Here is a 24,059-nt window from a genome sequence, read left to right as displayed (position 1 = left end):
TCTGGGACTGTTTTTGCGGATCTTGCGGGCGATCAGGCGGCGCGGCGGGCCGCGAAATCGCGCGGGTCGTAGTCGTAGACCCAGTCGGTGTTGATGCCGGTGGTGCGGGGATCTTCCTTGGCGCGGCGGGCGTATTCGGCATCGCGCGCGGCCATCTCGTCCTCCGAGGGCAGGTGATAGGTCCGGCCGCGCTCGCGCGCCTCAAGCTGGACGCGGGCGGTGCGGGGCAGGCGCTCGGCCTCATAGGCGGCAAGGGCGGCGCCGGGCGCATCGGGATGCAGGGCCAGCGCCTGGGCCAGGACATAGGCGTCCTCGATCGCCATGGCCGCGCCCTGCGACAGGAAGGGCAACATCGGATGGCAGGCGTCGCCCAGAAGCGTGACCGCGCCCTTCGACCAGCCCGGCATCGGGTCGCGGTCGAAAAGGCCCCAGTTGTAGACCTCGTCCACGCCTTCGAACAGCTTTTGCAGATCGGGGTGCCAGCCCTCGAAATCCTTCAGCATGGCCGTGCGCGAGGACCGCGCGCTCCAGCTTTCCTCGACCCATTCCGCCGCCTCGGTCACCGCGACGATGTTCACCGCCGCGCCGCCCTTGACGTAATAGGTGACGACATGGGCCTTCGGCCCCATCCAGAACGCGCTTTCCGGGGCGACGTGACCCACCACCCCGCCGGTGGGCACCAGGGCGCGGTAGCATTGATGCCCGGTCCAGCGCAGATCGCCCGCGCCGAAGACCTCGCGGCGCACGGCCGAGCGCACGCCATCGGCGCCGACGACCAGATCGGCCTCGAACCGGCTGCCGTCGGCGAATTGAAGCTGCACGCCCGCGCCGGTCTGGGCCACGCCCTCAAGCCGCTTGTTGAAATGGCAGACCTCGGGCGGCAGTTCCGAGGCGAAGACATCCAGCAGGTCGGCGCGATGGATGTGCAGGAAGGGCGCGCGGTAATGGGCGCGGAACTCCTCGCCCAGGTCGATGCGGAAGTTCTGCCGCCCGCTCTGCCAGTGCCGCCCCGAGACCGCGCGCGGGCGGAAGGCCACGGCATCGAGCTTGTGATCCAGCCCCAGCCCCATGATCGCTTTGACGGCATTGGGGGTGATCTGGACCCCGGCCCCGACCTCGCCGAAGGCGGCGGCCTGTTCGAAGAGGGCGACCTCGAACCCCTTGGCACGCAGCGCACAGGCCGTTGCGGTGCCGCCTATGCCACCGCCGATGATTGCGATCTTCATGGGTCTATCCTTGAGTATGAGAATGCAGGGAGGGGGCCGTCCCGCGACACCCCCGAGGGCCCGGGCCGACGCCTATTCGCGCCAGCGCAGCAGCCGCTTTTCCAGACGGCCAAGCAGGCCGCGCTCCACAAGCTGCATGGCGATGATGAAGATGATGGCGATGGCCGCGACCTCGCGCATCCGCAACTGGCGAAAGCTATGGAAGATCGCCGAGCCGATCCCGTTGGGCTGGCCTATGGCCTCGACCACGACGACCAGCTTCCACGACAGCGCGAAGGAAAACCGCATAGCGGTCAGAAAGGCCGGGACAAGCTGGGGGAACAGGACCGCGACCAGCCGCACCGGGCGGGGCAGATGGTAGATCTGCGCCATCTCGTCCAGCGAACGGTCCCGCGCATGCACGTTCGAGCGCACGATATTGGCGACGAAGGGCACGACCGCGACGGTCAGCGCGACGAAGCCCGCCATCTCTCCGGTGCCGAGCGCCAGGATGGCGAAGATGATGTAGACCGGATCGGGCACGGCCAGCGCCAGCGCCAGAAGCGGCTGGAAAAAGGCCTCGGCCCGCGCGCTCAGCCCGATCACCAGCCCCAGGACCACCCCCAGCACCGTCGCCGAGGCGAAGGCCGCCAGCACCCGGCCGAAGGTCAGGCGAAAATTGTCCCAGAACGCGCCCGAGCCAAGCTGGCGCTGGATCGCGGTCAGGGTCGCGCCGATATCGGGCACCCAGGGGCGGTAGTAGAGCGACATCACATGCCAGATCACCAGCATCGAGGCGAAGGCCACCATCGCGGCCGCGATCCGTCCGACGGGGATCGCGCGCAGGATGCGGGGGCCGGGCAGGCGCGGCACCGCGCGGGAAAGCTCAAGACTGGACAAGCTCGGCCTCCTTGCGGGTGGCAAGGCCCCAGGGCTCCTGGACGCGGCGCACGATGTCGCCCTCGATTTCCGAGATGCGCGGATCGTCATAGTCGCGGGGGCGCGCCAGAGGCACCTTGTAATCCTCATGCACGCGGCCCGGGCCGCGGGTCAGGATCAGGATGCGGTCGGCCAGATAGACCGCCTCGCGGATCGAATGGGTGACAAAGACCACCGTGGCGCCGGTGCGCTGGCAGATGCCGGTCAGTTCCTGGCGCAGCGCGCGTGCGGTCACTTCGTCCAGCGTCGACAGCGGCTCGTCCATCAGGATGTAGGAGGGGCGGACCACCAGCGCGCGGGCGATCGACACCCTTTGGCGCTGGCCGCCCGAAAGCCGCATCGGCCAGGCCTCCTTGAACTGCGAGATATGCAGGATCGACAGGATCTCGTCGATGCTGCGCTCCCATTCCTCGCGTGGGACATCCGAGGCGGCCAGCGCGATGGTCAGGTTCTGCCTGACCGTGCGCCAGGGCAGAAGCCGGTGCGACTGGAACACATAACCCAGCCGGGGGTCCTTCGATTTCGGGGTGAAAAGCTGCTGCCCCTCGACCAGGACCCGGCCGCGCGAGGGCGCGTTCAGGCCCGAGATCACGTTGAGCATCGAGGATTTCCCACAGCCCGAGGGGCCCAGAATGGCGACGAATTCGCCCTGCCGGATATCGAAATCCAGCCGGTTCACCGCCTCGTAGCTGCCATAGGAGATCCCGAGGTCCTCAACGCGAAGGACAGAGGGGCGATTGTCTGAACTCATTGGAAAACCGTCTCTTTATGGATAGGTTCGGGCGTCAGCGCCAGCGGAACGTGTATTTTTCCAGATTGCGGATCAGGCCGTATTCGGCGATCAGCACGATGGCCATGAAGACCAGCAGCCACAGGTGCACGTCGATCATGATCATGTATTCCCAGGCATGTTCGAACTTGGCGCCGAAGCCCTTGCGCGCGGCGCCGAAGATCTCGGCCACGACGATCACCTTCCAGGCCAGCGCATGGGCGTTCCTGAGCGAGGAGAAGATGTAGGGCGCGACGAAAGGCGCCCAGACATGGCGCACCTGGTCGAACAGCCCCAGGTGATAGATCTGCGCCATCTGGTCCAGCTCGCGGTCGGCGCTGTTCAGCCCGTCGCGCATCCCCACCGCCATATAGGGAAAGGTGATGAAGGCGACGACCAGGATATAGCCGGTCTCGGAGCCCTTGAAGATCGCCAGCGCCAGGATGGCGGCGATGGCGCTTGGCGTGCGCAGGGCGGCGACGACGTAATAGCCCAGCACCTCGCCCATGAATTTCGAGCGGCTCATCACGAAGGCGGCGATGAAACCCGCAACGATCCCCAGCCCCAGCCCGGCCAGCACCCGGACCAGGGTGATGCCGATGTTGCTCCAGGTGTCGGCGCTGGCCAGAAAGGCCGGAAGCGCGGCAAGGACCCGGGACGGCGGCTCGATGAACGTGGCATGGCGGGCGGCCAGAACCCAGGCCGGCACCAGAAGAAGGAGGGCCAGACCGGCCCAGAAGAAGCGTTCGCTGCGGCGCATTCCGGCCCCCCTTGGCGTTACGGGCGCGGGCCGATCACGTCTTCAAGCGTGACCAGGGTGCCTTCGGGAACCTCTTCGATGACCGATCCGTCCTCGGCCAGCTTTTCAAGGAATTCGGTCGCGGCGGCGCGCTTTTCATCCGACCAGTCGTTGGTGAAATAGCCGTATTCGTTGCCGTTCCCGATCACCTTGGTCAGGACCGCCTCGCTGGTGATGCCCAGCTTTTCGGCGACATAGGGCTTGTTCAGGATCTCGTAATCGCTGTCTATCAGAAGCTGGATCGCCTCGTCATAGGCATCGCGCACGGCATAGGCGAGCGCGGGATTCTCGCGCATCCAGTCGCCATGCATGGCGATATTGGTGATCCAGGGCGCGAAGCCGCCGGTGAATTCCGAATAATCGGCATGGGCCTGCAAGAGATAGCGGCCGTCGGTCTCGACCATCGCGGCCGAGGCGAAGGTCTCGAAGTTGAAGATCGCCTCGACCTCGCCCTGGGCCAGCAGCGGCACCAGCGCCGCCGGGCCGACCTGCGACATCTGGTATTCCTCAAGCACGTCGAAGCCAAACATTTCCTGCACGATCAGGCGGATGAAGGTGGTGGTGCCGCTGTCGGCGCCGAAATGGCCGACCTTGCGGCCCTTCAGATCCTCGGGCGTCCGGGCCTCCGAACTGCCGGGCACCACGATCCCCAGATAGAGGTTGCCGACCGGATAGACCGCCGAGACGTCAAAGCCCTCGGCCCGGGCGATGGCGACGCCCAGAAGGTCGTTGTCCATCGAGACATCCGAATTGCCGATCAGGAAGTTCTGGAACAATCCGTCACTGGGCAGATATTCGAAGACGCCCTCGAAACCGTATTTCCTGTCGAGCCCTTCGCCCTCGATGATCATCATCGGCACGCCGCCGATGCTGCCCGCAACGGCCTGAAGCGTGACTTTCGGCTGATCCTGACCAAGCGCGGGAAGCGCAAGCGCGGTCAGCCCGGCGGCCAGCAGGCCGCGGAAGATTCTGGCATTCATGTCTGAGACCCTGTTGGTTGGCTTGTTTGTTGTGAGTGAGACTCACCTTATGGCGGCAAGATAATTAATCAAGCATATAATTAATAAATTTCCCTCCCCCGCCTCTCTCCTGTAGAGGTGGCGTGGAATGTCGCTTGCGCGGGCGGCATCCGCCCCCGAAACCGCATATGTTTTGGGCGATACGGGTTCCGAGACCGTCCTTGCGGCGGTCTCTTCCGTGGTCCGGGGCCAAGCCGGGCCTGTCGGGCTGACAGGCCCGGGAGGTGGGGCTAGTGTCGCGAAAAAGTGGAAAGTCGTCCATGTCAGATCGAATCGCCGAAGCCCGCGCCGCCGAAACCAGCGCCGCCGGAAGCAGCCCAAGGGTCGCGCCCAGAAACCGCCGCCCCGGTCGGCCCGAGGGGCAGACCAAGCTGGCCGACGAAATCCTGGACGCAGCCGAGGTGCTCTTCGCCGAACAGGGCTATGCCGGAACCACCCTGCGCCAGGTGGCCGAAAGGCTGGGGGTGACGCCCGCGATGATCGCCTATTACTTCCAGAACAAGGACAACCTGTTCCGCGACGTCTTCACCCGGCGCGGCAAGCGCATCGCCAGCCAGCGGATGGAGCGGCTGGCCCAGTTGCAGGCCCGCGGCGGCTATGAGGTCGAGGATCTGGTGCGCGCCTTCATCCAGCCCTCGGCCGAACTGTTCGGCGACGACCAGGGGCGCGCCTTTCTCAAGCTGCATGCCCGGCTGCATATGGAGCCCGAGTCGCTTTCGTTCGAGCTGCGCAGCCTCGTCTACAACGAATCGACCCGGGCCTATGCCGATGCCTTCGCCGCGCTTCTGCCCGGCGTTTCGCGGCGCGAGGTCTTCCAGCGGGTTTCCCTGCTGGTGGGCGCCTATCTCTACGCCTATTCCGGCACCAGCCGACTTGACGACCTGCTGGGCGAGGCCGGGGGCACGGTGACCGAGGGCATGTTCGAGACCATCGTCGCCTTTGGCACCGCAGGAATGGCGCGGCGCTGACCGCCCGGTCGCGGGCCCTGAGCGCGCGCGACCGGATGCCGTTTTGCAAAGGCCGGGGCCGGATCAGTCCGGCGCGTCGAGGTCGATCTCGCCGGGGCGGTAGTTTAGCAGTTCCAGCCGGGGCGACGGGTCGCCCGCGCGCAGCATCAGCGTGGTCAGGCTGGCGGGCGCCACCGGGATCAGCGAGGTCGGCGCAAGCCCGAGCAGGCCGTGCAGCACGGCCCGGATCACCCCGCCATGGCAGACCACCAGAAGATTGCGGCAATCGCCCCTGGCGTGCTCGGCCCGCAGCGCCGAGGTCACCCGGGCGGTAAAGGACTCCCAGGGCTCTCCGCCCTCGGGGGTGAAGCGGCCACCGCGCCAGAGCGCGTAATCCCCGGGGGTCTCGGCCATGATCGAGGGAATGGCGCGGCCCTCCCAGAGGCCGACGCTGTGCTCGCGCAGCTCCGGCAGCAGCACGGCCCGCGGATGACCCAGCAGCGCGGCGGTCTCCCGCGCGCGCGCCAGGTCCGAGGAAACCGCGCGCTCTGGCGCGAATGCCGCGATCACTGGCGCCAGCGCCCGGGCCTGTGCCCGGCCCGCCTCGGACAGAGCGATATCGGCCTGGCCCTGAAGCCGACGGTCGGCGTTCCAGACCGATTGGCCATGGCGGACAAGAAGCAGGCGCATCAAAGAATCCTTTCGCCGCTGCGCTGGAACCAGGCGGCGGGCCGCCCGGGCAATGAGACATGCACCCGGTCGCCGACCCGCGCCATGGGCGCGCTGTCCAGAACCGCCGTCAACCGCAGGTCGCCGTCCAGCGCGGTCGCCATGAACCGCCCGGCGATGCTCGAAAGCTCCACAAGCTCCATCGGCAGGGTATCGGCGCCCTCGACCGGCGAAAGGCGCAAGCTATCGGCGCGGAACATCGCAAGGCATTCGGCGGCGGGGGGCGTGACCGGCATCGGCCTGCCATGCATCCGCGCGCCCGATCCCTCTTGCACCACGGGCACGATATTGTTGGGCGGCGTGCCGACGAAGGTGGCGACGAAGGCGGTCGCCGGATTGTCGATCAGGTCCTGCGGCGGGCCGAACTGCTCGATCCGGCCATGGTTGACGACGGCGACATGGGTGGCCATGGTCATGGCCTCGATCTGGTCGTGGGTGACATAGACCGCCGTCGCGCCGGTGGCGCGGTGCAGCCGCATCAGCTCGGTCCGCATCTCGACCCGCAGCTTCGCGTCCAGGTTCGACAGCGGCTCGTCGAACAGCAGCACGCCGGGCTTCGGCGCGATGGTGCGGGCGATGGCGACGCGCTGCTGCTGGCCGCCCGAGATCTCGTTGGGATAGCGGTCGGCAAGGCCCGCGATGTCGAGCATGGCCAGCACCTCGTCCACCCGGCCGCGGCGGGCGGCGGCCTCCATCCCGGCCACCTTCAGCGGCCAGTCGACATTGCCGCGCACCGTCATATGCGGCCAGAGCGCATAGGACTGGAACACCAGCCCCGAATTGCGCCGCGCCGGATCGACCGCCCAGTTGCGGTCGCCGTCGGAAACGGTCTGGCCGTCGAAGACGATCTGGCCGCCGGTGGGCATCTCAAGCCCCGCGAGCATGCGCAGAAGCGTGGTCTTGCCGCAGCCCGAAGGCCCCAGCAGCACCAGGAAGGCGCCGTCCGGCACCGAGAGAGAGACCCGGTCGACCGCCGTGAAGCCGCCGAAGGATTTCGCGAGGTTTTTCAGTTCCAGCATGGATCAGCCCTTGAGCCAGGGTTGCGACTTGGCCTGAAGCCGGTCGGCCAGCAAAGTGGCAAGGATGGAGAGGACGAGGATGACGACGGTGATCGCATTGGCGAATTGCGTGAACCCTTCCGAGGCGTAGCGATAGGCCAGCACGCTCATCACCGGCATGGTGGGGGTGAAAAGCAGCACCACCAGCGACAGGTCGCGGATGATCTTGACGAAGATCAGGATGCCCCCCGCCACCAGCCCGCGAACCGCAAGCGGCACGGTGATGGCCAGCATCCGCCGCGCAAAACCCGCGCCGGTCAGGCGCGCGGATTCCTCCAGCTCGCCCGAGACCTGCTGGATCACCGCCCGGCCGGTCTGCACGCTGAACGGCAGCAGATAGGCGGTGGCCGCGATCACCAGCAGCGCGAAAGTGCCGTAAAGCGCCGGAAAGGGGCCGATGGGGGCGCCCAGATAGGCGATATAGGCCGCGCCGAAGGCGATGCCGGGGATCAGAAGCGGCAGAAAGCTGATCTGGGTGATCGCCGCCGACAGCCAGCCCGAACGATAGCGCGCGGTGGTATAGCTGGCCATCAGCCCCACCGCCATGCCGGTCACCGCCACCGCCAGCCCAAGGCCGAGCGTGATGAAGGTGGCGCGCAGGATGTCGGGATTGTGCAAGATCCCCGGCGTTCCCTGCGCGATCGAGGCGCTCGACAGCCCGGTCCAGTAATGCGCCGTCCAGTTCGAGAACAGCGCCGACGAGGACGGGGCGAGGCTGGAGGCAAGCAGGATGATCACCGGCACGATGGTCGCCGCCGACAGGATCGCCATCGCCACCCCGAACAGGGGCCAGCGCGCGCCGCGCAGCTCGAACCGCCTGGCGCGCCCGCCCTTGCCGGTGATCGTGGCATAGGACCGCCGCCCCGATACCGCGCGGTTCCCCGCCCACAGGATCACGGCCGAGATCGCCACCAGCAGGATGCCGATCACATAGCCGCGCCCGGTCTGGCCGACCTCGATCATGCCGTAAAGCCGGGTGGAGAGCGTCTGCATCCGCACCGGCAGGCCCAGAAGCGCGGGGGCGGCGAAGTTGGACACCGCCCCGGCAAAGCACAGCGATCCGGCGGCGACCAGCGCCGGGGTGATCACCGGCAGCACGATCCCCAGCAGGATCCGCCGCCCGCGCGCGCCCGCGATCTGCGCCGCCTCGACCAGGTCCGAGTTCACCGTGGCCAGCGAGGCGGCGAGGATCGTGAAGGCCAGGCTGAAATAATGCAGCACCAGCACCACCACGGTCGGCACCATCCCCCAGGCCAGCCAGTCGGGAATGGCCAGGCCAAGGCCCTGAAGCCAGCCGGTCTCGCCACCGACGCGGGCGTTGCGGAACAGGCTGCCCCAGGCCAGCGAGGTCGCGAACGACGGGATCATGAACGGCAGCGTCGCCATCACGCCGATGGTGCGGCGGAACGGGATGTCAGTCATCACCACCGCCCAGGCCAGGAAACCGCCCAGAAGCACGCAGGCCCCGGCGACCAGAACGCCCAGGATCAGCGTATTGACCAAGGGCCGCCAGAACAGGTTGGGCGCAAGCCGCCCGGCCAGCACATCGGACCAGGCGCCGACGGCCTCGGGGCTGAGGGTGAACATCACCGTCCGCGCCATCGGCAGGACGATCAGCAAGGTCAGCAGGGTAAGGACGAAAAGCTTCAGCACAAGTCCCGCGGGCAGCGCGGTGCGAGGTCGTGCGGGATCGGGCGCGGCGATGGTCATGCCGTCACATCCTTTCGGAACAGCGGAGAAATCGGGAAAGCCCCGGCACCTGCCCCGCGCAAGCCGCGCCGGGGCAGGGCCGCGCGGGCCTATTGCAGCGTCAGGATCAGGTCGCCCACCTCGGCGCGGATGCGCGCGGTCTCGACGGGCGAGATGCGCCATGCGGTGAACGCATCCAGCGGCACGGCATCGGGATGGGGGGCGATGTCGCTGCGGGTGGCGTAATCCCCCGCGACATAGAACGGCCGGAAGGCCTCGCCCCCGGTGTCGCTGTCGTCGCCCATCATGAAGTCGATGGCCAGGCGCGCGGCGGCGGGGTTCTTGGAACCCTTCACAAGCGCAAGCACCGCCGGAAAGACGATGCCGGGCGCGGGCTGCACGGCATTGGCGACCTGCAGGGACCAGCCCTCGTCTTCATTGTCGCGGCGGTCGGAATAACTGGTGAAGCCGATCGGCGGGTTGGTCTGGCCGATCTTGCCGATCGCCGAATTCACGTCATCGGTCGAGCCGACGAGGATCAGGTCGTTTGCGAAAAGATCTGCGATGAACTTCTCGCCCGCATTGGCGGCATCGCCCAGGTCGATGGGTTCGCCGAATTCCCGCTCATAGGTGGCCGCCATCTCGTCCGAGCGCAGCACGATCTCGGTCATCAGGTCCAGGTAGTCGCCGCGTTGCAGCGGATCGACCATCACCACCCTGCCCCGCCATTCCGGGCGCGTCAGATCCCAAAGCGTGTCGACCGGGGCGCCGTCGGGATAGACATCCTCGGCATACATCAGCACCTTGGTGGACAGGCGCTGCGCCAGCAGGGGCTGTTTCTGATTTTCCTCAAGCAGGTCCTCGACCCGGGGCGGCACATAGTTTTCCAGGACGCCCGTCTCAAGCAGCTCTCCCAGCACCACCGGCACGTCAGAGATATAGACCACATCGGCATTGGTGACGCCCGCCCGCGCCTCGGCCTTCAGCCGGGCGATCTGTTCGGTCGAGCTGATGTCGACGCCCTGCATGTCGATGCCGGGATAGGCGGCCTCGAAGGCGGCCTCGACCCGGGCGATGCGGCTGGTGAAACTGTAGACGATCACGCGGCCTTCTGCCTGCGCCTGTTCGAGAAGATCCCCGGCGGATGCGCCGTCCAGATCCTGGGCCTGCGCCATCCCTGCCGTCAGGCAAAGCGCGGCCATCCACTTGGCGTGGTTCATGTCTTCCTCCCTTGGGTTCGGCTCCGCTCTATTCGAAACGCTTGATCAGAGAGCCCAGCCTCTCAAGCGTCTGCAGCGCCTGCGCCTCCTCCGATGCGCCGACGGCAATCACGATGGCATTGGAAATCGCCATCGGAATTGTAAGTGTCTGGAAACCATCGACATCGCCCGAGCGCGGTGCCGAGAGCAAAAGATCGGGGGCCGGCACCAGCATATGCCCGCAGGGATCCGCGATCACGACGACCTCGGCCCCCGCCAGCCGCGCCTGTTCGACCAGCGCGGCATAGGGCCGGGGGGCGCGGCGAAAGGCGTAAATCAGAAGCAGGTCGCCCCGCGCCATGCCCAGAACACCCTCGGCCAGGCTGCGGGCATCGCCCGTCAGCAGATGCACGTTGCGCCCGAAGCGCAGGAAGCGCCGCGCCATGGTCAGGGCCAGCGCCTCGGCATTGCCCCGTCCGAAGACATAGATATTGCGCGCCGCCATCATCCGCCGGGCGGCATCGGCGATCCGCGCCTCGTCGACATGCGACAGCAGCGCGGCGAGCGAGGCGCGCTCATCGGCGACAAGCGCGGCGAGGACCCCGCTCTCGGCCGAGGCCTGCAAGTTTCTTTGCAGCCGGGTGGCGGTTTCCTCGCTGGCGATGAATTCGGCCTGCAAGGCGCCGCGGAAACTGGCGAAACCGTCGTAGCCGAGCTTGCGCGCCAGCCGCGAGACCGTGGCCTCGTGCACGCCCGCCTCGCGCGCCAGATCCGTCACGGTCGCAAGCGCCGCAGCCCGGGGCTGCGCCATGACCGAGGTGACCAGCCTGCGCTCGGATGGCGTAAGATCCTCGGCCCGCGACTGGATCGTATCTGAAAACGAGCGCATGATTCCCCGAATGGATGGTGGCGTTGCAAATATATACGCACAGATCACTATTGATGCAATAATATTTGCAATACGATTTGCACCCCCCTCGCCGACGGGTCGAAAAGGCCCCGGCGACGCGATGCACCGGCTTTGCCGCTTGCAGGCGATGGAAATCGGGCGCGACCCGCGACCGCTCGAAAGGGTCCGGCCCCCGGAAACCGGGGGCCGGAAGGATCGTCCACCGGGATCGGGGGCCGCGCGCCGACCTCCGCCTGCGGCCCCGCGCGGGCCTTACCTCGCAGACAGGGTCGGGGCGGGCGTGCCGTCGATGATCACATTGACGCAGGCGGGTTTCCCGCCGTCGAAGGCCCGCGACAGCGCCGCATCCAGATCCGCCGGGCGGGTGACATATTCGCCATGCCCGCCGAGTGCCGCCGCCGCGAGATCGTAGCGCGCATCGCTCAACTGGCAGCCGATCAGCCGGTCGGGGCCGTATTCGCGCAACTGGATCTGATGCTCGGCATTCCAGCGCAGGTCGTTGCCGATCACCAGGACCAGAGCTGCGCCGCAGCGCGCGGCGGTCTCGATCTCGGGGAAATGGAAACCGGCGGAGCCATCGCCCATCAGCGCGACGACCGCGTGGTCCGGGCAGGCCAGGGCGGCGGCGATGCCATAGCAGACCCCGCCGCCGATCACGCCCGAGACGCCGTTGACGACCCGGCGGCTGCCCTTGCCGATGGCCTGGGCCCATTGCCCGAACTCGCCGCCGTCGCAGACCAGGACCGAGGCCCCCCTCCGCGCAAGCTGGCGCTGGACGGCGGCGCAGAGGGCGGCCGAGGTGATGGTCTCACCCGGCGAAGCGGTCTCGCCCACCCGCCGCGCGAAGGCCTGCGCCGCCTGTGCGCGCCAGGCCGCGCGGCTGTCGCCCTGCGCCCGCGCAGCGGCCAGACGGACCGCGCAATCCAGGGGATCGGCGGTGATCGCCAGTTGCAGGCGCGGGCCGAGGTTGTGATGCGCGCGGTCCTGCTCTTCGCGCGCGCTTTCGACAAGGATCCAGCCCGCCTGGGCGGCGAAAGCGGGAACGGCGCCAAAGCCCAGGGTGAAATCCACCCGCTTGCCAAGGTTCACGATCAGATCGGCCTCGGCCAGAACCGCCGCCAGGGCCCCCAGCGAAGGATCGCGCAGCCCGCGCGGGCTTTCCATCGCGATCACGGGGGCGTCCAGCGCCTCGGCGAGGCGCGGCAGCAGATCCCCGCTGCGGCTCTCGCCCAACGCGGGTCCGACAAGGACGACCGGCCGTTTCGCCGCCGCGACGGCCTGCGCGATCAGGCGCAGGTCGCCCTCGCCCGGCGGCTGCGGCACGCGGGCGAAATCACGCGCCCGCGGCGGGGCGGCACCGTCGCAATCGGCCTCCAGCACGTCGAAGGCCAGCGCGATATGCACCGGACCGGGGCGGCCGGAGCGTGCCACGCGGAAAGCGCGGGCAGCGGCCTCGCCCAGATCGGCGGCCCGGGTCGGGCGCAGCGACAGCTTGGTCAGCGGCCTTGTCATCGCCAGTTGATCCATCTCCTGAAAGGCGCCGCGCCCATCCTGCCCGACCGGGGAGTCGCCGCTCAGCAGCAGGACCGGCGTCTCGGATTCGCGGGCCGGGAACAGCGCGCCCACGGCATTGCCCAGGCCCCCGCCCGCGGTGACCAGCGCCACGCCGACTTCGCCGGTCAACTGGGCATGGGCCTCGGCCATATAGACGCAGGCGGCCTCGTGGCGGGTATGGACCAGTTCGATCCCCTGGCCGATGCAGGCATCATAGACCGGCATGATCTGATTGCCCGAAAGCGAGAATATCCGCGTGACGCCAGCCGCTTTCAGTGACTGAACCAGAAGATCCGCTCCGCGCATGTCCGTCCCCCTCGATGCGGCCTGCCTCGCACCGGCAGCGCGACGGCGGACGGCACGACCGAGATATGCAATGTAAGTCAGATTAAATCAAACAAGATAACATTGACATTTAAGTAAGAATGTCTAACACTTGCGCGAAAAGACTCTCCACCCCGTTGCAAAGGCAGAGATGTGTCGATCCGAATGCTGAAAACGCTGATCGCCGTTGCCGATCACGGCACCTTCAGCGCGGCCGCGGATGCGGTTTTCGTCACCCATGCCGCCGTCAGCCAGCAGATGCGCGCGCTGGAAGAGGACTGGCAGGTCCAGATCTTCAACCGCTCGACCCGTACGCCAGAGTTCACGCCGCTCGGCCGGGCGCTGCTGGCCCGCGCGCGCGAGGTCGTGCGCGCCTATGACGACATCGTGCCCTCGGTGATCGGCGACGACGGGCTGCGGGGCGAATTCACCCTGGGCGTGGTGCCGACGACCCTGACCGCGCTGACCCCCTTCGCCTCGGCCATCCTCAAGGCGCGGTTTCCCGACCTGCATGTCGGCCTGTTCCCCGGCCTGACCACCCACCTCATCAACGAGGTCGAGCGCAACAGCATCGACGCCGCACTGGTCTCGCGGCCCGCGATATTGCCCAAGAACCTGGTCTGGCACCAGATCGCCAGCGAGCGGCTGATACTGATCGCCTCCGAGCGGATCACCAGCGCCGATCCGGTGCAGATCCTGCGCGACAATCCCTTCATCCGCTTTTCCCGCGACGCGGTGGTCGGATCCGTGATCGAGGGCTGGCTTCAGGCCAATCACATCGCCGTCACCGACAGCATGGAGCTTGCGGGGCTTGAGGCGATCCATGCCATGGTTCTGGCCGATCTGGGCGTCTCGATCATTCCCGAACCCTGCGTCCAGGTGCCCAATATCCGCCCGCTGCGCCGGGTCGCCCTTGCGACCTCGGGCGGGCCGGAGCGTCACCTCGGCCTGGTCCATCGCAAGGACAGCACCAAGTCGCGGGTGATGGAGGAGGTGCTTCGCGCGCTTGTCCGCGCGGTGGAAAGCGGCAGCTTCTCGCCCGAGGCGATCGCGAAGGCGCTGGCCTGAACGAGGGCCCCCGGGCGGGCCAAGGCAGGGCCCGCTTCGCTTAAGGCCAGGCAGGGGTGAAGAACGGCGCCGGGATCAGGATCTTGTTGTCGATATGATCGACCAGCGGGCGCATCTGCACCGCATAGGCCTGCCATTCGTCGGACGCCTGCAGGGCCTTGCGCCGCGCCCAGCGGTCGTCCATCGAGCCGTAGCCCCACATATGGACGATCTGGTTCAGCGGCCCGATATCGGTGTGGTAATAGCCCAGCATCCTGCCCAGGATGCGGGTCTGCACCGCCAGTCCCTCGGCCTCATACAGCGCCAGGAACCGGCCGACATTGCCGTTCTTCAGCGTATAGGTCCGCATGTCGACGAACATCTGCCCCGCATTCATCCGATCAACTCCTCGCTGCGATCGTCGGTCTCGCCGAACCGCTTGAGGACGGCGGGCTTCGTCCCGGCATAGACCCGGTCCAGGTTTTCGGCGATCCGGGCATTCTCGCGCTCGAACAGGCAATTTCCGTCCAGGTCAGAGGCCACGAGGAACGGGCCCATGCGGTTGCATTTCAGCACCCACATCGCCTGGGCGAGGCCGAGCTCCTCGTTCCAGTGCACCGCCTCGACATTCTCGACGCCCCGGCCAAGCAGCGCGCCGGTGCCATAGCCCACGGTCGACAGGTAGACCGCGCCGTTCGGCACGAAATAGGCCTTGTAATCCTTCGACGACATGCCGCCCTTGCCGACGATCAGCTTCGCTCCGGTCTTCTCGATCCATTCCGGCAGCCATTTGGCAAAGCGGAAGCTGGCGGTCGCGGTGACCGCGCCCATGTTGAAACTGCCGTCCTCACGGATCGTCGCGGCGGGCGAGCAATGGAAATTCGCCGCCGAGTCGCGCGGCAGCTCCATCGGGATATTCGCCTTCTCCTCAAGCGCGCGCATGTAAACGCCCTCGCGCGCGGTATACATCAGCCCCGAGAGATAGACGATGTCGCCAAGGCGAAGGTCGGCGATGTCCCGGGCCGAGGGGGTGGTCGAAAGCTCGACGATGCGGGGTTTCATTCGGCGGCCTCCCGCACGGCATCCCATTCCACGGTTTCGCGGCGCTGATAGGGGGTGAACCAGTCGGGGTCGGTGCGGTCCTCGACCCGCCCGTCGGGATGGATGCGCGCGACCGCGCGGCGCGACGACAGGCAAAAGGCATGGACCGACATCTGCATGCCGCCGGTGTGGCAATAGCCGACCTCGATATGGGTATCGATCACCATGTGCTTGCCGACGAAGCCCATCGCGCCCATGCCGATGGAATTGCCCAGTTCCTTCAGCTCTTCCTCAAGCGCGGCGATCTTCGGGTCGGGGTTGCGGTCGCCCACCGTGCGCAGGCAGGCCGCGCGCTTGCCCAGGACCATGCAACTGTCCTTGCAGCCCCCCAGCCCGATGCCGATGATCGCGGGCTGGCAGGCCAGGCCGCGCTTTCCGAAGGCGACGAGGCTGTCGAGATAGAACCGCTTGATCCCCTGGATCCCGTCCGAGGGGAACAGCATGCGGTAATCGGTTCCGAACAGCCCGCCCTTGTGGACGGTGATCAGGTCGAGCCATTCGCCGCCTGGCTCATAGCCGTATTCGATCTCGGGCGCGCCGATACCGACGTTGTTGTCGTGATCGGTACGCCACAGCGGATGCACCCGGTTGGGCCGCAGCGGCACCGCGCGCGTGGCATTGGCGGTGGCGCGGCGCAGCGCGCCCTCCAGCGCGACCGGGCCGCCCTCGATCCGGGTGTCGTTTCCCATCTTCACATACCAGCGCGGCGTGCCGGTATCGCCGCACATGGCGCGGCCGTCTTCTTTCGCGGCCTCGTAATTCTCCAGCATGGCCTGCAGGACGAATGAGGCCAGGTCGCCCTCCTCGGTCTTCGCGGCCGCCTTCAGGCCCGCCAGATAATCCTCGGGGATCTCGATGGCTGCTTTGGCCATGAGCCTTTCGGCGGTGGACTGGATCGCATGGATCGGGATCACGGGCTCTCTCCTCGGATGGCGGCGCGGGACTATTGCGCGGCGACCAGGGTTTCGGGTTCGCTTTCGGGAAGAACGGTCTCGCCCGGCCGGACGATGGTGAAGGCGACCGCCTCGCGCGTGACCTCAAGACCGCCACCGCTTTGGCGGGCGACGGTGAAATACGAGCCGTCGAGATCGCCCTGTTCGGGAAAATCCTCGCGGAAATGCGCGCCGCGCGAGTTTTCGCGCAATTCGGCGGCCCGGGCGATCACCGCCGAAATCTCGGTCAGCGAGGCCATGTTCAGCCAGTCGTGCCAGGTCAGGTTGTAGGCGAGGTTCGACGGATCGACCCCGGTCTGCATCAGATCGTCGCGGATGGCGGCGATGCGCTTCTGCCCCCGACGAAGCCCGGCGCCGGTGCGCATCACGCCCACATCCTCCCACATCGCCTCCTGCAGGTCGTGGCGCAGCCGCTGCACCCGGCCGGGGAGGGTGCGCAGCGGATGCAGGGCGCGGGCGATCTCGGCCTCAAGCACCGCCTCGTCGGGGGCGCGCAGCGCCCGCATGCCGCGCAGATCCGCCGCCATGACATCGCCCGCGACCCCGCCGAAGACGGTGGAATTGGCCACGCCGTTGCCGCCCAGCCGGTTCGAGCCATGCGCGCCCCCGGCATCCTCGCCCGCGACATAAAGGCCTTCCAGCGCGGTGCGGGTGTCGGGATCGACCACGACGCCGCCCATGAAGTAATGCGCGGTCGGCACCACCTCGACCTTGCCCGCCGCCAGGTCGAAGCCGCTGTCGGCGCAGCGTTTCACCATGCCCGCGAATTTCCGGCGCACGTTCTCGGGGCCCAGATGGCCCATCGAGATGAACATCCCGACCTGGGTCGGATCGTTGTTCTTCCTCATCTCGGCATAGATGCCGCGGCTGACGACATCGCGGGTCGCCCGCTCGCCGCGCGCGTCGTAGTCGAACATGAACCGCTCACCGCGCGCGTTCAGAAGCTGCCCGCCCGCGCCGCGCAGGCCTTCTTCCAGCACGGTGCCGGTCATGCGGGTGTGCTCTCCGGCCAGAAGGCCGGTCGGGTGGAACTGCACCATCTCCATGTCGCGCAAGGGCAGGCCGATGCGCAGGGCCATGGCCAGCCCGTCCATGGCCTTGTCACCCGAGGGCGTGTGGTATTTATACATGGTGGGTCCGCCGCCCGTGCCCATCATCACGCATTTCGCGCGCACGAAGCGGAACCCCCCGCTGCGCATGTCGATGAACAGCACCCCCGACAGGGCCGCGCCGTCCCGGGTCGGGATCAGCCCGATCGCCCGATGCTCCTGCAGCTTGCGGATCGGGCGGGACAGCACATGTTCCATCAACCGCGAGATGATCTCGATCCCGGTCAGGTCGCCCTTGTGGACGGTGCGGTCGGCGGTCTGGCCCGCGAAGGCCTTCTGGTGCAGCGTGCCGTCGGGGTTGCGGTCGAAGAAGCAGCCGATCTCGTTCTCAAGCTCGGTGATGCGCTCGACCGCGAGTTGGCACAGCTTCCAGGCCATATCCTGGTTCGGCAGCCATTTGCCGCCGTGGATCGTGTCCATGAAATGCCGCTCGACCGTGTCGCCGCCGCCAAGCGCGACATTGTAGCCGCCCTGCACCATCCGCGTGCAGCCGCATTTGCCGATCAGCCCCTTGACCGCCAGCGCGATCCGCGTCCCGGGCGGCGCGTTCTGGCTGGCGTGCAGGGCGGCGAACAGCCCCGCCCCCCCCGATCCCAGCACCAGGATATCGGTCTCTTCGCGTTCAAGCGTGACGTTCGGTCCCATCTCACACCGCCTTCAGGAGAAAAACGCCCGAGACCATGAAGGCCCCCGCGACCGAGGCCGCCGCCAGGCTTTTCTGCCGCCGCGACCAGGGCAGGAACTCCAGCACCAGAAGCCGCAGCCCGCCGAAGAAATGCACCGCCAGCAGAAAGACCAGTCCGGCCTCCATCACTTTGACCAGCGGGTTGTCGGCCAGGCCGAGAAAGCGGTCGAGCCGGGCCGGATCGGTCAGTGCCAGCGAGAGCACATGGAAATGCGCGGGCAGGAACAGCCCGAGCGCCAGCCCCGACAGCCGGTGCAGCGCATAGGCCAGCCACAGCGGATGGCCGCGATGCGGGCGCGGTCTCAGAGCAGGGTCACGGCCATGACGGCGCGCGCTCCCATCGTCAGAAGGATGATCCCGGTGGCCCAGGTGAAGGCCTCCAGCCAGGCGCCACGCAATCCGCTGGTCTCGTGCACGATCACCCGAAGCCCGATGGCGGCATGGATCGAGACCGCGACGACAAAGCAGCCGTAGAACAGGAACCAGCCGATGCTGCCCCGGGTGCGCGACAGGATCTCGCCGGTGGTCAGCCCGCCCTGGATGGCGACGACCATCACGATCAGATGGCCGACCACCAGAGGGCCCATGGCCATCGCGCTCAGCCTTTGGGCCATGTAGAGGCCAAGGTTCAGCATCTCATTCCTCCCGTCTTGCGCGACCGAAGCCGAAAAACCGCGCGGCCCCGGCCCGTTTCAGCCCGGCGATCGCGCTCAAGGGATCCAACTCGTTGGGGCAAAAGCGGCTGCAACCGCCCTGGCTGTGACAGTTGTGGCAGCCCCCCGGACCCGAAACCCCGTCGAGGATCGCGGCGCGGTCGTCGATCCTGGCGTCATTGAACAGCGTCCAGGCCCGCTGCAAGGCCGCGGGCCCCAGGTAATCCGCGTTGCCCGCCACGGTGTCGCAGGCCGCGTAGCAGACCGCGCAATTGATGCATTCGATGGCCTTGTTGGCCTCGACCCGGCCGGGATCCTCGGGGCGCACCGGCTGGATCGGATCGTGGCGCGAGCGCGAGGGCTTGTGGACGCCCCCCGCCTTGACCCATTTATCGAAGAACGGGTCCATATCGGCCACCAGATCGCGGATCACCGGCAGGTTGCGCAGCGGTCCGATCTGCAATGCCCCGTTCTTCAAGACCTTTTTCACATGGGTCCGGCAGGTCCAGCGCGGCTGGCCATTCACCATCATCGCGCAGGAGCCGCACATGCCGACGCGGCAGGCGAAGCGGTAGCCAAGCGTGGGATCGGCGTTCTGCTGGATCCACGAGACCACATCCAGCACGGTCTGGCTTTCGTGCGCCGGGACCTCGAAGCTCTGCCAGGCCCCGGCCTCTCCGACGCCGCGCCAGACCCTGGCCTTCAGGACCGCGGCTTGCGTCTTTTCGTTCTGCTCGCTCACGGCGCACCTGCTGGCTTCTTTCAGCCCAAGGTCTAACCGGCAGATCAGCTAACACAAAGGAACTAATCCTAAACTTAAATGTAATACAAACTTTCATATTGCACCCCGGCGCCGCGCGACCCGGCCCCGGACATGTAAGCTCAACTTTCAATTTCGATTACAATTTATGTGATTTCATAAAATCGCATTGCCCTTAAACTGACGCGGACGACCATGGGAAGGCGGCGCATCCGGGAGGGGATCGCGCCTTTCGGCAGGGCTTTCGGCCCGCAGGCCCGGGCGGCCCCGGTCGGAGATCACACGACATGAGGGAGGAAGAACCAATGGACCTGAAACACCCCGCGGCATTCTTCGCCGGACTGGCCCTGGCGGCCCTGGTTCCGGCACTTGCCGCCGCCGAGACGATCCGCATCGCGAAACAGCCCGGCGTCGCCTATCTGCCGCTGATGGTGATGGAATACGAAGGGCTGCTGGAGAAGCATTCGCAGGCCGCCGGGCTGGAGGTCGACACCCAATGGCTGCGCTTCACCGGGGGATCGGCGATGAACGAGGCGCTGCTTTCGGGCAATCTCGACATCGCGGCGGGGGGCATTCCGCCCCTGCTGACCATCTGGTCGCGGACGCAGAACAATCTTGCCGTCAAGGGGCTGGTCGCGGTGTCGAGCCAGCCGCAATACCTGCTGTCGACCAATCCCGACGTGAAGACCATCTCGGACTTCTCCTCGGCGGACAAGATCGCGCTGCCCGCCGTCAAGGTCTCGAACCAGGCGGTGATGATCCAGATGGCCGCCGCGCGCGAACTGGGCGAGGACAAGGCGCTGTCGATCGACCCGTTCACCGTCTCCATGGGCCATCCCGACGCGCTCGCGGCGCTGCTGGCGGGCAGCGACATCAACGGCCATTTCAGCCAGTCGCCCTTCCAGGACATCGCATTGCGCGACCCCAGGGTGCATATCGTGCTGGACAGTTTCGACGCGGTCGGCGGCTCGTATCCGGTGGCGGTGATGTATGCCACCACGCCCTTCACCGAGAAGAACCCCGAAATCGCGGCCGCCTTCGTCGCGGCGATGCAAGAAGCGCAATCCATGATCGCCGCCGACCGCGACTATGCCGTCAAGGTCTGGTTCGAGATGGACAATGTCAGCCTGACCGAGGAAGAGGCGCATGAGGTGCTCTCGAACCCGCGCATGGGATGGGACGCAGCGCCGCAAAGCACCATGACCTTCATGGCCCATATGGCAAAGGTCGGGCTGATCGGGCGCACGGCCGAGGATTGGCGCGACATCTACTTCCCGTGGATCCACGCGCTTTCCGGCTCGTGACCCGCCGCCTGCATCGCCCTGTCGTCGCGGCCGCGCCACATCGGCGCGGTCGTCCCTGCCGAGGTGGAAAATGATCTGGTCCCATTGCGTCATCGGCGGCGGCATCGTCGGGCTGGCCACCGCCCGCGAAATCCTGCGCCGCGACCCCGCCGCCCGTATCGTGCTGGTCGAGAAGGAGTCCGCTTTCGCCCATCACCAGACCGGCCACAACAGCGGCGTGATCCATGCGGGCATCTATTACGCACCCGGCTCGCTCAAGGCGCGGCTCTGTCGGCTGGGCGAGGTCGCGACGAAGGACTTCTGCCGCGCGAAGGGCATCGCCTTCGAAACCTGCGGCAAGCTGATCGTCTCGACCGACGCGCCCGAGCGGGAACGGCTTTCCGGGCTGGTCCTCCGCGCCCATGAGAACGGGATCGCCATCGAAGAGGTCTCGGCCGCGCGATTGCGCCGGATCGAGCCCGAAATCCGCGGCAATGGCGCCATCCTGGTGCCCTCGACCGGAATCGTCAGCTATCGGCGCATCTGCGAGGCGATCGTGGCCGAACTGCGCGAGGCGGGCGCCGATCTGCTGACCGCGACCGGCGTCGCGCGAATCGAGGAAGGCGGGTCCGGCGTGACCCTGACCCTTGCCGACGGGCGCCGCCTGATGGCCGAGCGGCTGGTCGCCTGCGCGGGCCTGCAATCCGACCGCATCGCAAGGCTGGGCGGGCTGCGGCCAAGCCACCGCATCGTGCCGTTCCGGGGCGAGTATTTCACCCTGCCCGCCGCCCGCTCGTCCATCGTGCGCCACCTGATCTATCCCGTTCCCGACCCGGGGCTGAACTTCCTCGGCGTGCATCTGACGCGGATGATCGACGGCTCGGTGACGGTGGGGCCGAATGCCGTGCTGGGCTTTCACCGCGAGGGCTATCCGAAGGGCAGCGTCAACCTGCGAGACCTTGCCGACATGGCCCGGTTCGGCGGCTTCTGGAAACTGGCGCTGGCCCATCGCCGCACCGCGCTGTCGGAATTCGCCAGCTCCCTGTCGCGGCGGCGCTATCTGGCGCTGATCCGCAAATATTGCCCCGGCCTGACCCTGGCCGATCTGGGCCAGCCCGGCGCCGGGATCCGCGCCCAGGCCGTCATGCCCGATGGCACGCTGCTGCAGGATTTCCTGTTCCTCGCAAGCCCGCGGCAGCTTCACGTCTGCAACGCGCCCTCGCCCGCCGCGACCTCTGCCCTGCCGATCGCGGCGGAAATCATCGCGCGGCTGGAGAGCGAAACCGCCTGAGCCCCCGCGCGAAAACGCCCCTGAAGCCTTTCCAAGTCATATATATGATTATATATATAAGTATTCACCACGCAGCACCGGATCGCAAGAGGAGCGCCCATGCGGGTCATCGTTTCGGAATTCATGGAAGAGGACATCCTGCGCGCCGGGCTGCCGGGCTGGCAAGTGGTCTACGACCCCGGCCTGGTCGAGCGGCGCGCCGACCTGCTGCGCGCGCTGCCCGGGGCAAAGGCGCTGATCGTGCGCAACCACACCCGGGTCGATGCCGAGCTGCTGGCCGCCGGGGCGCAATTGCGCGCGGTGGGGCGGCTTGGCGTCGGGCTCGACAACATCGACCTTGCGGCCTGCCGGGCGCGTGGTGTGGCGGTCTTTCCGGCAACCGGGGCCAATGACATCTCGGTGGCGGAATATGTGATCTCCTCGGCCATGGTGCTGATGCGCGGGATCCATGCCATGCCCTCGCGCCTTGCGGATGGCGATTGGGCGCGCAACGCGCTGATGAACGGGCGCGAGATCTGCGGCAAGCATCTGGGCCTTGTCGGCTTCGGGGCCATCGCGCGGGAAACCGCGAAACGGGCGCTGGCGATGGGAATGCGGGTCTCTGCCTTCGATCCGCATGTGGCGCCCGGGGATGCCGCCTGGTCGCCTGGCGGCGGGCGGGTCGCGCCGCGGACGCTGGACGAGGTTCTGGCGGCAAGCGACGTGCTGTCGCTGCATGTGCCGCTGACGGCGGCGACGCGGCACATGATAGGGTCCGAGGCTCTGGCGCGGATGAAGCCCGAGGCCATCGTGATCAATGCCGCGCGCGGCGGCGTGATCGACGAGGCCGCGCTGGCGGCGGCGCTGCGCGCGGGTCGACTGGCGGGCGCCGCGCTGGATGTGTTCGAAACCGAACCGCCGCCGCCCGAGGATACCGCGCGGTTCCGGGGCCTCGGCAATGTGATCCTGACGCCGCATATCGCCGGGCTCAGCCGGGAATCGAACCGTCGCGTGTCCGAGGTGACGGTGCGGGCGCTGCGCGATCATTTCGCGACCGAGGTGGCGTGATGGGCCTGCCGCTTTCCGACGCCCGCGCCCTGGCCGCCGCCGCATTGCGGCGCAACGGCGCGGATCCCGCCGCGGCGCAAAGCGTCGCGCGCGCCCTGGTCCAGGCCGAGGCGGACGGCTTCAAGGGCCACGGCCTTTCGCGCCTGCCTTCTTACGTCGCGCAATTGCGCACAGGCAAGGTCAGGGGCGATGCCGTCCCGCAGGCAAGCCTGCCGCGTCCGGGCGCGCTTCTGGTCGACGCCGGGCTCGGCTTCGCCTTCCCGGCGCTGGACCTCGCGGTCGAACGGCTGCCCGCACTGGCCCGGCGACAGGGCATCGCCTGCGCGGGGATCGCACGCTCGCACCATTGCGGCGCGGCGGGCTATTTCGTCGAGACCCTGGCGCAAGCCGGGCTGGTCGCGATGCTGTTTGCCAATACCCCCGCCGCGATGGCCCCCTGGGGCGGCCGCCGCGCCGTGTTCGGCACCAATCCCATCGCCTTCGCCTGCCCCCGTCCCGACGCGCCCCCGATGGTCGTCGATCTGGCGCTGTCGACCGTCGCGCGCGGCAATATCGCCAATGCCGCGAAGAAGGGCGAGAAGATCCCCCCCGGCTGGGCCTTCGACGCCGAGGGCAGGCCGACCACCGATCCCGCGATGGCGCTTGGCGGCACGATGGCGCCGCTGGGGGATGCCAAGGGGATCGCGCTGGCGCTGATGGTGGAATTGCTGGCGGCGGGGATGATCGGCGCGAATTATGCCGCCGAGGCGAGTTCCTTCCTGGACGACCGGGGCGGCCCGCCCGGCACCGGCCAGTTGCTGATCGCGCTCGACCCTTCGGCCTTTTCGGAAAATGCGCTGGCGCGGTTCGGCCAGCTTGCCGCCATGGTCGAGGATCAGGACGGCGCCCGCCTGCCCGGAAGCCGACGCCTGGCCGCGCGCGCGGCGGCGAACCGCGATGGGCTGAAGGTCGACGAGGCGCTTTTGCGCGACATCGCCGCCCTGTGATCG

24 protein-coding genes are annotated in these 24,059 nt (G+C 67.5%); 6 read left to right on the top strand and 18 right to left on the bottom strand.

The features are described from left to right. Positions 1–32: 32 nt before the first annotated feature. The 5 genes from ABNX41_RS03465 to ABNX41_RS03445 all read right to left on the bottom strand — a co-directional run bounded on the left by ABNX41_RS03465 (position 33) and on the right by ABNX41_RS03445 (position 4,692). Positions 33–1,226, bottom strand: a complete 1,194-nt coding sequence (locus ABNX41_RS03465) for an FAD-dependent monooxygenase (RefSeq protein ID WP_438668333.1) — start codon at positions 1,224–1,226, stop codon at positions 33–35. 72 nt (positions 1,227–1,298) lie between these two features. Next, a complete protein-coding gene (locus ABNX41_RS03460; RefSeq protein WP_438668332.1) occupies positions 1,299–2,105 on the bottom strand; it encodes an ABC transporter permease in 807 nt (268 codons plus the stop codon). Beyond that, entirely contained in the window at positions 2,092–2,895 is an 804-nt protein-coding gene (locus ABNX41_RS03455; RefSeq protein ID WP_438668331.1) for an ABC transporter ATP-binding protein, read from the bottom strand. Before ABNX41_RS03455 ends, ABNX41_RS03460 begins: the two co-directional genes overlap by 14 nt. Before the next feature lie 34 nt (positions 2,896–2,929). Beyond that, the gene (locus ABNX41_RS03450; RefSeq protein ID WP_438668330.1) at positions 2,930–3,673 is read right to left on the bottom strand and encodes an ABC transporter permease; all 744 of its coding nucleotides are present in this window, start codon (positions 3,671–3,673) and stop codon (positions 2,930–2,932) included. A 17-nt stretch (positions 3,674–3,690) separates the two neighbouring features. Then, positions 3,691–4,692, bottom strand: a complete 1,002-nt coding sequence (locus ABNX41_RS03445) for an ABC transporter substrate-binding protein (protein ID WP_438668329.1) — start codon at positions 4,690–4,692, stop codon at positions 3,691–3,693. A 299-nt stretch (positions 4,693–4,991) separates the two neighbouring features. Here ABNX41_RS03445 and ABNX41_RS03440 point away from each other — a divergent pair, with 299 nt between their 5' ends. Further along, positions 4,992–5,699, top strand: a complete 708-nt coding sequence (locus ABNX41_RS03440; protein ID WP_438668328.1) for a TetR/AcrR family transcriptional regulator — start codon at positions 4,992–4,994, stop codon at positions 5,697–5,699. A gap of 63 nt (positions 5,700–5,762) precedes the next feature. Here the strand turns inward: ABNX41_RS03440 and ABNX41_RS03435 are convergent, their stop codons facing one another. The 6 genes from ABNX41_RS03435 to ABNX41_RS03410 form a co-directional block, all read right to left on the bottom strand. Then, positions 5,763–6,368: a histidine phosphatase family protein gene (locus ABNX41_RS03435; RefSeq protein WP_438668327.1), complete on the bottom strand. Its 606-nt coding sequence runs from the start codon at positions 6,366–6,368 to the stop codon at positions 5,763–5,765. Next, positions 6,368–7,426, bottom strand: coding sequence for an ABC transporter ATP-binding protein (locus tag ABNX41_RS03430; protein WP_438668326.1), 1,059 nt, complete (start codon positions 7,424–7,426; stop codon positions 6,368–6,370). Before ABNX41_RS03430 ends, ABNX41_RS03435 begins: the two co-directional genes overlap by 1 nt. 3 nt (positions 7,427–7,429) lie before the next feature. After that, positions 7,430–9,175, bottom strand: a complete 1,746-nt coding sequence (locus tag ABNX41_RS03425) for an ABC transporter permease (protein ID WP_438668325.1) — start codon at positions 9,173–9,175, stop codon at positions 7,430–7,432. 89 nt (positions 9,176–9,264) lie between these two features. After that, a complete protein-coding gene (locus ABNX41_RS03420) occupies positions 9,265–10,374 on the bottom strand; it encodes an ABC transporter substrate-binding protein (RefSeq protein WP_438668324.1) in 1,110 nt (369 codons plus the stop codon). A gap of 28 nt (positions 10,375–10,402) precedes the next feature. After that, positions 10,403–11,242 (bottom strand): MurR/RpiR family transcriptional regulator, encoded by an 840-nt coding sequence (locus ABNX41_RS03415; protein WP_438668323.1) that lies wholly within the window; start codon positions 11,240–11,242, stop codon positions 10,403–10,405. A gap of 273 nt (positions 11,243–11,515) precedes the next feature. Next, on the bottom strand, positions 11,516–13,123 hold the full coding sequence (locus ABNX41_RS03410) for a thiamine pyrophosphate-binding protein (RefSeq protein ID WP_438668322.1): 1,608 nt from the start codon (positions 13,121–13,123) through the stop codon (positions 11,516–11,518). A gap of 183 nt (positions 13,124–13,306) precedes the next feature. On the opposite strand from ABNX41_RS03410, the gene ABNX41_RS03405 reads away from it, so the two are divergent. After that, positions 13,307–14,209, top strand: coding sequence for a LysR family transcriptional regulator (locus ABNX41_RS03405; RefSeq protein ID WP_438668321.1), 903 nt, complete (start codon positions 13,307–13,309; stop codon positions 14,207–14,209). A gap of 40 nt (positions 14,210–14,249) precedes the next feature. Here the strand turns inward: ABNX41_RS03405 and ABNX41_RS03400 are convergent, their stop codons facing one another. From ABNX41_RS03400 to ABNX41_RS03370, 7 genes are read right to left on the bottom strand one after another with little or no spacing between them, the layout of a single operon-like run. After that, positions 14,250–14,585 carry an NIPSNAP family protein gene (locus ABNX41_RS03400; RefSeq protein ID WP_438668320.1) on the bottom strand — a complete coding sequence of 112 codons (336 nt, stop codon included), beginning with the start codon at positions 14,583–14,585 and terminating at the stop codon, positions 14,250–14,252. Next, positions 14,582–15,250: a fumarate hydratase C-terminal domain-containing protein gene (locus tag ABNX41_RS03395; RefSeq protein ID WP_438668319.1), complete on the bottom strand. Its 669-nt coding sequence runs from the start codon at positions 15,248–15,250 to the stop codon at positions 14,582–14,584. Before ABNX41_RS03395 ends, ABNX41_RS03400 begins: the two co-directional genes overlap by 4 nt. Further along, positions 15,247–16,203 carry a fumarate hydratase gene (locus ABNX41_RS03390; protein WP_438668318.1) on the bottom strand — a complete coding sequence of 319 codons (957 nt, stop codon included), beginning with the start codon at positions 16,201–16,203 and terminating at the stop codon, positions 15,247–15,249. The genes ABNX41_RS03395 and ABNX41_RS03390 overlap by 4 nt, the downstream gene beginning before the upstream one ends. A 29-nt stretch (positions 16,204–16,232) precedes the next feature. Beyond that, positions 16,233–17,996 carry an L-aspartate oxidase gene (locus ABNX41_RS03385; RefSeq protein ID WP_438668317.1) on the bottom strand — a complete coding sequence of 588 codons (1,764 nt, stop codon included), beginning with the start codon at positions 17,994–17,996 and terminating at the stop codon, positions 16,233–16,235. 1 nt (position 17,997) lies between these two features. Further along, complete coding sequence (gene sdhC, locus ABNX41_RS03380) at positions 17,998–18,342, bottom strand: succinate dehydrogenase, cytochrome b556 subunit (protein WP_438668461.1); 345 nt, start codon at positions 18,340–18,342, stop codon at positions 17,998–18,000. Continuing rightward, positions 18,339–18,671, bottom strand: a complete 333-nt coding sequence (locus ABNX41_RS03375) for a succinate dehydrogenase (protein ID WP_438668316.1) — start codon at positions 18,669–18,671, stop codon at positions 18,339–18,341. Before ABNX41_RS03375 ends, sdhC begins: the two co-directional genes overlap by 4 nt. Position 18,672: 1 nt before the next feature. Continuing rightward, positions 18,673–19,431: a succinate dehydrogenase/fumarate reductase iron-sulfur subunit gene (locus tag ABNX41_RS03370; RefSeq protein ID WP_438668315.1), complete on the bottom strand. Its 759-nt coding sequence runs from the start codon at positions 19,429–19,431 to the stop codon at positions 18,673–18,675. Positions 19,432–19,754: 323 nt separating this feature from the next. On the opposite strand from ABNX41_RS03370, the gene ABNX41_RS03365 reads away from it, so the two are divergent. The 4 genes from ABNX41_RS03365 (at position 19,755) to ABNX41_RS03350 (ending at position 24,056) form a co-directional block, all read left to right on the top strand. Beyond that, on the top strand, positions 19,755–20,753 hold the full coding sequence (locus tag ABNX41_RS03365) for an ABC transporter substrate-binding protein (RefSeq protein ID WP_438668314.1): 999 nt from the start codon (positions 19,755–19,757) through the stop codon (positions 20,751–20,753). A 70-nt stretch (positions 20,754–20,823) separates the two neighbouring features. Further along, a complete protein-coding gene (gene lhgD / locus ABNX41_RS03360; RefSeq protein ID WP_438668313.1) occupies positions 20,824–22,023 on the top strand; it encodes an L-2-hydroxyglutarate dehydrogenase in 1,200 nt (399 codons plus the stop codon). Positions 22,024–22,122: 99 nt separating this feature from the next. Then, positions 22,123–23,070 (top strand): hydroxyacid dehydrogenase, encoded by a 948-nt coding sequence (locus ABNX41_RS03355; protein WP_438668312.1) that lies wholly within the window; start codon positions 22,123–22,125, stop codon positions 23,068–23,070. Then, positions 23,070–24,056, top strand: a complete 987-nt coding sequence (locus ABNX41_RS03350) for an Ldh family oxidoreductase (RefSeq protein WP_438668311.1) — start codon at positions 23,070–23,072, stop codon at positions 24,054–24,056. The genes ABNX41_RS03355 and ABNX41_RS03350 overlap by 1 nt, the downstream gene beginning before the upstream one ends. Positions 24,057–24,059 lie beyond the last annotated feature (3 nt).

It is taken from the genome of Pseudogemmobacter sonorensis, assembly GCF_042762395.1.
Classification (GTDB): domain Bacteria; phylum Pseudomonadota; class Alphaproteobacteria; order Rhodobacterales; family Rhodobacteraceae; genus Pseudogemmobacter; species Pseudogemmobacter sonorensis.
The sequence above is the reverse complement of the archived record's forward strand: the minus strand, read 5'-3'. Positions and strand labels throughout refer to the sequence as shown.